The sequence below is a fragment of the Mycobacterium parascrofulaceum ATCC BAA-614 genome, from assembly GCF_000164135.1.
GTDB lineage: Bacteria > Actinomycetota > Actinomycetes > Mycobacteriales > Mycobacteriaceae > Mycobacterium > Mycobacterium parascrofulaceum.
On the sequence record NZ_GG770554.1, the window covers coordinates 613,361 to 621,380 of the forward strand.

Genomic DNA, 8,020 nt, shown 5'->3' on the forward strand with positions numbered 1-8,020 from the left:
CCGAATTGCCGCCGCCCGGCGACCCGGGAATTGCGAATCCTTAACGAAATCAATTCGCGAATGTCTCAATCTATTGCGCCGCTATTCGACGCGTATAGGACACGTCAATAGAACGGGACCCACGGCGAAGTGAAATGGCCCGGCCCGCGAGCGGTTTGTGAGGCGGGCCACTCCGCCGGGGCGGGTGGCCGGTTCGCTATGCACGTGGAATCAAAGACAGGGTGTGCCCCGGGCGTCCATCAAGACGCCCGGGGCACACTTTGCTGGCGCGATGATCGTCCGGCGCCTCCCGGTGGGCGGTTATGCTGACGCTGCCCGCCGGGACCGAGCGGGCGCGTCTTCGATACGGAGCTAGGCGGGGGCCGGCCATGATCTTCATCGTCGTCAAGTTCGAAACCAAGCCCGAGTGGACGGACCGCTGGCCAGAACTCGTCGCCTCCTTCACGGCCGCCACTCGGGCCGAAGAGGGCAACCTGTGGTTCGAGTGGTCGCGCAGCCTGGACAACCCGGCGGAATACGTCTTGGTGGAGGCGTTCCGTGACGAGGAAGCGGGCGGCGTGCACGTCAACAGCGATCATTTCAAGCGGGCGATGCGCGAGCTGCCGCAGGCCCTGACATCCACCCCGAAGATCATCAATCAGACGATCGACGCCGCCGGGTGGTCGGAGCTGGGCGAGATGTCGGTCGACTAGCCGACTTCGCTTACCGTCACGGCGATTTCGTCCCCCAGCTGATAGCCCGGCGCCAGCGGCAGCGTGTCACCGCTCCAGAACTTGCCCGGGTCGAACCAATTCGCGTCCTTGTCGGTATCGAGCAATCCCATCTCCTCGTAGGTGATCGCCACCGTCTCCGCGCAATACGCCGTCGAAAGGCTCATCTTGCGTTCTTCGCGGCGGTGCCGGGTCTGCTCGCGAACCTTGCTGTCCACCACGGGAATTCCCCGCACCCAGTCGTTGACGGTCGGAATCCGGCCGCGGAACCAGCGGCCGGTCAGCCGAGCGGTGGTGGGAAAAGCGGTGCCGTCCATCCGTGCGATGACCCGCAGCAGCCTGTTCTCCTGTTCGCGGGTGGGGTGCGGCGTCAGCTGACGCAGCCAGCACCGCTGGCCGTAGCGCTGCGTCCACTGCAGGACGGCCTGCTGCAGATCGTTGAGCTGCACGCCGCGGTGGTTGGTTCCCGTCCACATGTCGACGAGCTTGTCACCCAGTTCGGCGTGCCAGATCAGCGGCGGCAGGTCGTCGATCGCGACCGTCATGCCGACGTGATTCACCGGTGCGTTCGTCAACGTCTGAATCGCACGGTCGGGCCGGGAGCGGCCACGAAACAGCCAGAGATCGCCCGTGCGCGTCTCGTTCAGCGCTTGCTCAAGGGTCAGCATGATGAGCCGAATCGCCTGTGTCCGGTTACAAGAGCACCAAGTTAATCACAACCCGAATAGTCTGTGTCCATGCGCAATGTGTGGAAGTGGCTCGGGCTGGCCGGTGTCGCCGGTGTCGTCGCCGGGGGCGCGCTGGTGGCGCGCGACCAACGCAAACGCCGCGCGTACACGGCCGACGAGGTGCGGGCCCGCCTGCACCAGCGGCTGGCCGAATACGACGAGCAAGGGTTTCAGTCCCGGTCGGGATCGGCCGGGGCCTCGACGGCGAACAACCGATAGCTGCCCGAAAAACCCTTGAGCTCGACGTCGCGCCCGTCGTCGAAGCGGATGTCGTCACAGTCGGACAGGGCGTCCCGGACCGGTTGACTCACCAGCACCTCGCCGCCGACGGCCTGCGCCGCCACCCGCGCCGCCATTGCGACGTTGCGGCCGAACAGATCGTCGCCGCGGCGCACCGAGCGGCCCATGTGGATGCCGATCCTGACCCGAAGCTCGGTGTGCCGCTTGCGTTTTGCGTCCTTGCGCAGCGCATGCTGCAGGTCGATGCCGCATCGCACCGCCTGGTCGGCGCGGGCGAAGGCGATCATGAAGCCGTCGCCCTGGCTCTTCACCACGTGACCGGACCGCTTCTGCACCAGGTCTGACACCAGCTTGTCGTGCGCCGCAATGAGTTTGACCCACGCGCGGTCACCGATGCGCTCGTTGAGGGCGGTGGATTCCTCGATGTCGGAGAACAGGATCACCACCCGGCCGTCCGGTGTGACGCGCGCCAGGTCGGGGCGCTCCACCTCCGCCCAGTCGGCCAGATCCTCGATCGAGCTGCGCACCGCCGCACCGAAGCCCTCCTTGCGCAACAGGTTGGCGGTGTTCCACACCCTCTTGACCGCCTCGCGCCCGCCCGAGAGCAGCTGATTGCGCGTGTCGGTCCGCTGCCGCAATTCGTCGATCTCCGCGCGGCTGCGCACCAGCATCCGCGACAGCACGGCGAGCGCGACGGCTTCGATCGCGGCGACACCGGCCAGCACGTAGACCGTGATATGCAGCGCGTCGCCCACGCATGCATCCTGCCAAAGGCCCCGATGGCCTGAGGTTGTCGGGCCTGTGCGCGGTGTCTAGTGTTAGGTCCGACCGCCGCGGGTAGTGAGTCTGGAAGAGCCGATCGGATGACTTTCGGAGGTGCGGGCTTGGCTGACGGCGGAGACAACGCTTCGAACAAAGACAGCGCTTCGAACAAGTTGGTGATCTTCGGCATCACCGGTGATCTGGCGCGCAAGATGACGTATCGCGCCCTGTACCGCCTCGAGGCGCGCGAGTTGCTGGACGTCCCGATCATCGGCGTGGCCAGTGACGACATCTCGTTGGAGAAGCTGGTCGGGCGGGCCCGGGACGCCATCAAGGCGTCCGGGGAGAAGTTTGACGACGCGGTGTTCGACCGGCTTGCGGGCCGGCTGTCCTACCTGCACGGCGACGTCACCGACGACAAGCTCTACGGCCGGCTCGCGAAGGAGATCGGCAAGGATTGCCGGCCGCTGTACTACCTGGAGATGCCGCCGTCCCTGTTCGCGCCCATCGTCGAAAACCTCGCGAAGGCGGACCTGTTGGAGTGCGCACGCGTCGCGGTGGAGAAGCCCTTCGGGCACGACCTGCCCTCGGCGCGCGACCTGAACACCCGGCTGCGCGCCGTGCTCGACGAGGACCAGATCCTGCGCGTGGACCACTTCCTGGGCAAGCAACCCGTCGAGGAACTGCAGTACCTGCGCTTCGCCAACAACGCACTCGCCAAGCTGTGGGACCGCGACAGCATCTCCGAAATCCACATCACCATGGCCGAGGATTTCGGCGTCGAGGACCGCGGCAAGTTCTACGACGCGGTCGGCGCCCTGCGCGACGTCGTGCAGAACCACCTGCTGCAGGTGCTCGCCCTGGTCGCGATGGACCCCCCGGTGGGTCCGAGCGCCGACGACCTGAACGACAAGAAGGCCGAGGTGTTCCGGGCGATGCCGGCGCTGGATCCCGACCGCTGCGTGCGCGGCCAATACCGCGGCTACACCGACGTCGCCGGCGTGGCGAAGGATTCGCAAACCGAGACCTACGTCGCGCTGCGGACCGAGATCGACAACTGGCGCTGGGCCGGCGTGCCGATTTTCCTGCGCGCCGGCAAGGCGCTGCCCGAGAGGGTCACCGAGGTGCGGATGTTCCTGCACCACGTGCCGGGGTTCTCGTTCCTGCCCAACCGTCGCCCGCCCGAGCCGAACCAGATCGTGCTGCGCATCGACCCCGATCCCGGGATGCGGCTGCAGTTGTCCGCCCAGGTCGGCGACGGGTGGCACGACGTGCACCTGGACTCCTCGTTCGCCGAGGACCTCGGGGAAGCCGTGCGCCCCTACGAGCGGCTCCTCTATGCCGCGCTCACCGGCGACCGGCAGCTGTTCGCCCGGGAAGACGCCATCGAGGAGACGTGGCGGATCGTGCAGCCCGTGCTGGACAAACCCGGCCGGATCCATCACTACGACCAGGGCTCCTGGGGACCGGAGGCCGCGCAATCGCTGCTGCACGGTCATCGCAGCTGGCAAGGGCCGTGGCTGCCAAAGCACACGTCGTCACAGTAAGGAGAACGGGAAGACATGCAGCTCGGGATGATCGGCCTCGGCCGGATGGGCGCCAACATCGTCCGCCGCGTCGCCAAGGACGGACACGAATGCGTGGTCTATGACCACAACCCCGACGCCGTCAAGGCCATGGCGGGGGAGGAGAGGACCACCGGCGTGTCGTCCCTGCAGGAGCTCGCCGCGAAGCTGACCGCGCCGCGGGTGGTCTGGGTGATGGTGCCGGCCGGGACCATCACGACGGGCGTCATCGAGGAGCTCGCCAAGACGCTGGACTCCGGCGACATCGTCATCGACGGCGGCAACTCCTACTACCGCGACGACATCAGCCACGCAAAGACACTGTCCGACAAGGGGATCCACCTGCTCGACTGCGGCACCAGCGGCGGCGTGTGGGGTCGGGAACGCGGCTACTGCCTGATGATCGGCGGCGACGACGAGGCCTTCCTGCACGCCGAGCCCATCTTCGCCAGCGTCGCCCCCGGGGTGGACGCGGCGCCGCGTACGCCGGGCCGTGACGGCGAGGTCGCCCGATCGGAAAAGGGCTACCTACACTGCGGGCCGTCCGGCGCCGGGCACTTCGTCAAGATGGTGCACAACGGCATCGAGTACGGCATGATGGCCTCGCTCGCCGAGGGGCTCAACATCCTGCGCAACGCCGACATCGGCAAGCACGTGCAGCAGGGCGACGCCGAAACCGCGCCGCTGTCGAATCCCGAGTTCTATCAATACGACTTCGACATCCCCGAGGTGGCCGAGGTGTGGCGCCGGGGCAGCGTGATCGGCTCCTGGCTGCTGGACCTGACCGCCATCGCGCTGCACGATTCGCCCGATCTCCAGGAGTTCTCCGGGCGGGTCTCCGACTCCGGGGAGGGGAGGTGGACCGCCATCGCGGCGATCGACGAGGGGGTGCCTTCGCCCGTGCTGACGACGGCGCTGCAGTCCCGGTTCGCCTCGCGGTCACTCGACGACTTCGCCAACAAGGCGCTGTCGGCGATGCGCAAGCAGTTCGGCGGGCACGCCGAAAAGCCGGCGAACTAGCTAGTGGCGATCGCGAGGGCAGCGTAGCCGGGCGAAGCGGGTCGCCACCGGCGAACTGGCTAGTGGCGTTTGACGAACTTCACCACGGCGTCGCTGAACGCGTCGTTGTCGTCGCCGGCCGCGGTGTGCCCGGCCTTGGGCAGCTCCACGAACTCCGCCCGGGGAACGCTGGCCAGGAAATGCCGCACGCCTTCGGGGCTGACGACATCGGAAAGCTTTCCGCGGATCAGCAGGACGGGAATGGACAGGCTCTTGGCGGCCTGCTCGAACTTCTCGGTGCGCAGCTCGGGGTCGTCGCCGGGCTTGGTCATGAAGGCGGGGTCCCAGTGCCAGTACCAGCGGCCGTCGCGTAAGCGCAGGTTCTTCTTCAACCCCTCGGGGCTGCGCGGCTTGTCGCGGTACGGGAGATAGGCGGCGACGGCGTCGGCGGCCTGCTCCAGCGAGTCGAAACCGTCGAGGCCGCTGATCATGAAGTCGCGAATCCGGGCGCTGCCGCCCTTCTCGAACCGCGGCACCACGTCGACGAGCACCAGGCGGGTCACCTCCGCGGGCCCGGCCCGGTGGGCGGCGAGGATGCCGGTCAACCCGCCCATGCTCGCCCCGATGATCATCACCGGGCGGCCGAGCGCACGGATCACCTGCAGGACGTCGGCGGTCAAGGTCTCGACGTCGTAGTCGGCGTTGGGTGCGCGATCGCTGTCACCGTGTCCGCGGCTGTCGAGCGCCACGACGTGCAGGCCCTCGTCGGCGAGCGTTTGACCGGTGTTCTTCCAGGAATGCCGGTTCTGGCCGCCGCCGTGCAGCATCAGGACGCTCGGTCGCCCCGCGCCGTCCGTCCCGTGATTCCACTCGTCGGCAACCAGAGTGATCCCCCCGACGCCGGAAAACTCGACCGTCTGAGGGACGCTGCTGACGGTGCTCATGCGACCTGACGTTACATAGGGGGCTTAAGCACTCTTACCCGGGGCGACGAGGCGATGAGTTTCGGCCATCGCCGGGGTCTATCAGTGACGACACCCACGAGCCGATGAGGAGGCCGCACCCGATGCCATCGATCACCCCGTCGTTATGGTTCGACCACGACCTGGAGGAGGCCGCCAGGTTCTACACCTCGATCTTCCCGAACTCGCACATCGAGGGCTTCAACCGAACCACGGAGGCCGGACCCGGCGAACCCGGCAGCGTGCTGTCCGGCAGCTTCGTGCTCGACGGCACCCGGTTCATCGGCATCAACGGCGGCCCCCACTTCCGGTTCAGCGAAGCGGTGTCCTTCACGATCCACTGCGCCGACCAGGACGAGGTCGACTACTACTGGGAGCGGCTGACCGACGGCGGCGAGGAATCGCAGTGTGGCTGGTGCAAGGACCGCTTCGGGCTGAGCTGGCAGATCGTCCCGGACCGGCTCTACGAATTGATCAGCGATCCCGACCGGACACGCGCGTCGGCGGCCACCCAAGCCATGTACGGCATGCGCAAGATCGTCATTGCCGAGCTGGACGAGGCCGCCGCGCGGGTATAGCGAAACTCCCTGCCGCAGCTGCGGTTTGACCGCTTGCGGCGACCGGTCGGTGCGCCCGGCGCCCACACGCGTTAGGTTGGTCCGTGCGGACGCGCCGCCGAGCAGGGAGTGAACATGGGTGAACCTGGCTGGATCGACGTGCCCAGTCCTGCGGGGGACCTGAAGGCACTCACCTGGGGGTCCCCCGACGCCCCCCTCGCGCTGTGCCTGCACGGCTTCCCCGACACTCCCTACGGGTTCCGCAAGATCGCTCCCCGCCTCGTCGACGCCGGGTGGCGCGTGGTGGCGCCCTTCATGCGCGGATATGCGCCGTCGTCGATCCCCTCCGACGGCAGTTATCACATCGGCGCGATGATGGACGACGCCCTGCGGGTGCGGTCGGCGGCGGGGGGCACCGACGCGGACGTGGTGATCGGCCACGACTGGGGCGCGATCGCCACCACCGGCCTGGCCGCCATGCCCGACAGCCCATTCACCAAGGCGGTGATCATGTCGGTGCCGCCGTCGGCCGCCTTCCGGCGCAAGGCCGGTGCCGCCGAACGGGGACGGCTGGCCGGGCACCTGGCGCGGCAGCTGTTCCGCAGCTGGTACATCATGTACTTCCAATTGCCCGTGGCGCCAGAGCATTCCGCGTCCTGGGTGCTGCCGCTGCTGTGGCGGCGGTGGTCCCCGGGCTATCGCGCCGACGAGGACCTGCGCCATGTGGACGCGGCGATCGGAACGCCCGAGAGCTGGCACGCCGCGCTGGGACCGTACCGCGCCACGATTCGCAACACCCGGCCGCCGGCGCAGTATGCCGAACTGAACAAACTCTGGACCCAAGAGCCGGTGTGGCCGTGCCTGTACCTGCATGGCCGCGACGACGGCTGCATGACACCGGCTTTCGCCCGCTGGGCCGAAAAGGTGCTGCCGCCCGGCAGCGAGGTGGCCATCGTGGAGCACGCGGGGCACTTCCTGCAGCTCGAACAGCCCGACAAGGTCGCCGACCTGGTGCTCGGGTTCATCGGCTCACCCGGCTGAATGCCCGCGCAGCGGATGGCCGCCGTCGATGCGCAGTTCTACTGGATGTCGGCCAAGATCCCCAACGACGAGTTCCTGCTGTACGCGTTCGACGGCGAGCCCGCGGATTACGCAGAAGTCGTCGACCGACTCTGCCGGCGGGCTGACGCCTGCCCGCAGCTGACGCTACGGGTGCGCGATCGGGGACCGTTGGCCTATCCGCAGTGGGTCCCGGCGGCCGTCCGGCCCGACCGGGCGGTCCGCCACGACCTGGACGACCGCAGCTGGGCCGGCTGCCTGGCGGCCATCGTCGCGCTCACCGCCGACCAGCTCGACGCCCGCCGGATGCCCTGGCGGCTGCACGTCTTCCCGTCGGTGCTGGGTATCCCGGGCGTCGCCGGCCCGGGCTGCGTGGCGGTGCTGCAGGTCGCGCACGCGCTGGCCGACGGGGCGCGGGCGTCGGCGATGGCGGCCTGG

At 68.1% G+C, this 8,020-nt stretch carries 10 protein-coding genes; 7 read left to right on the forward strand and 3 right to left on the reverse strand.

What is annotated here, in order from left to right; genetic code table 11:
• The first annotated feature begins 368 nt into the window (after nt 1-368).
• The gene (locus HMPREF0591_RS12985) at nt 369-692 is read left to right on the forward strand and encodes a putative quinol monooxygenase (RefSeq protein ID WP_040622461.1); all 324 of its coding nucleotides are present in this window, start codon (nt 369-371) and stop codon (nt 690-692) included.
• Here the strand turns inward: HMPREF0591_RS12985 and HMPREF0591_RS12990 are convergent.
• Nucleotides 689-1,378 (reverse strand): hypothetical protein, encoded by a 690-nt coding sequence (locus tag HMPREF0591_RS12990; RefSeq protein WP_007169023.1) that lies wholly within the window; start codon nt 1,376-1,378, stop codon nt 689-691. The two genes, HMPREF0591_RS12985 and HMPREF0591_RS12990, sit on opposite strands and share 4 nt — an antisense overlap.
• A 69-nt stretch (nt 1,379-1,447) precedes the next feature.
• On the opposite strand from HMPREF0591_RS12990, the gene HMPREF0591_RS12995 reads away from it, so the two are divergent.
• On the forward strand, nt 1,448-1,657 hold the full coding sequence (locus HMPREF0591_RS12995) for a hypothetical protein (protein ID WP_007169024.1): 210 nt from the start codon (nt 1,448-1,450) through the stop codon (nt 1,655-1,657).
• On the opposite strand, the gene HMPREF0591_RS13000 is transcribed toward HMPREF0591_RS12995, so the two are convergent.
• Nucleotides 1,609-2,433 carry an adenylate/guanylate cyclase domain-containing protein gene (locus HMPREF0591_RS13000; protein ID WP_007169025.1) on the reverse strand — a complete coding sequence of 275 codons (825 nt, stop codon included), beginning with the start codon at nt 2,431-2,433 and terminating at the stop codon, nt 1,609-1,611. The two genes, HMPREF0591_RS12995 and HMPREF0591_RS13000, sit on opposite strands and share 49 nt — an antisense overlap.
• Before the next feature lie 108 nt (nt 2,434-2,541).
• Between HMPREF0591_RS13000 and HMPREF0591_RS13005 the strand changes: the two genes are divergently transcribed.
• Nucleotides 2,542-3,987, forward strand: a complete 1,446-nt coding sequence (locus tag HMPREF0591_RS13005; protein WP_007169026.1) for a glucose-6-phosphate dehydrogenase — start codon at nt 2,542-2,544, stop codon at nt 3,985-3,987.
• Nucleotides 3,988-4,002: 15 nt separating this feature from the next.
• Nucleotides 4,003-5,025 carry a phosphogluconate dehydrogenase (NAD(+)-dependent, decarboxylating) gene (gnd, locus tag HMPREF0591_RS13010; protein WP_007169027.1) on the forward strand — a complete coding sequence of 341 codons (1,023 nt, stop codon included), beginning with the start codon at nt 4,003-4,005 and terminating at the stop codon, nt 5,023-5,025.
• A 59-nt stretch (nt 5,026-5,084) separates the two neighbouring features.
• Here the strand turns inward: gnd and HMPREF0591_RS13015 are convergent, their stop codons facing one another.
• Nucleotides 5,085-5,948 carry an alpha/beta fold hydrolase gene (locus HMPREF0591_RS13015; protein WP_007169028.1) on the reverse strand — a complete coding sequence of 288 codons (864 nt, stop codon included), beginning with the start codon at nt 5,946-5,948 and terminating at the stop codon, nt 5,085-5,087.
• 122 nt (nt 5,949-6,070) lie between these two features.
• On the opposite strand from HMPREF0591_RS13015, the gene HMPREF0591_RS13020 reads away from it, so the two are divergent.
• The 3 genes from HMPREF0591_RS13020 to HMPREF0591_RS13030 all read left to right on the forward strand — a co-directional run.
• Entirely contained in the window at nt 6,071-6,544 is a 474-nt protein-coding gene (locus tag HMPREF0591_RS13020; RefSeq protein ID WP_040622463.1) for a VOC family protein, read from the forward strand.
• A gap of 114 nt (nt 6,545-6,658) precedes the next feature.
• Nucleotides 6,659-7,564, forward strand: coding sequence for an alpha/beta fold hydrolase (locus HMPREF0591_RS13025; RefSeq protein ID WP_040622788.1), 906 nt, complete (start codon nt 6,659-6,661; stop codon nt 7,562-7,564).
• Nucleotides 7,565-8,020 (forward strand): wax ester/triacylglycerol synthase domain-containing protein (locus HMPREF0591_RS13030; protein ID WP_007169031.1); only part of this gene is annotated, 456 nt, incomplete at its 3' end.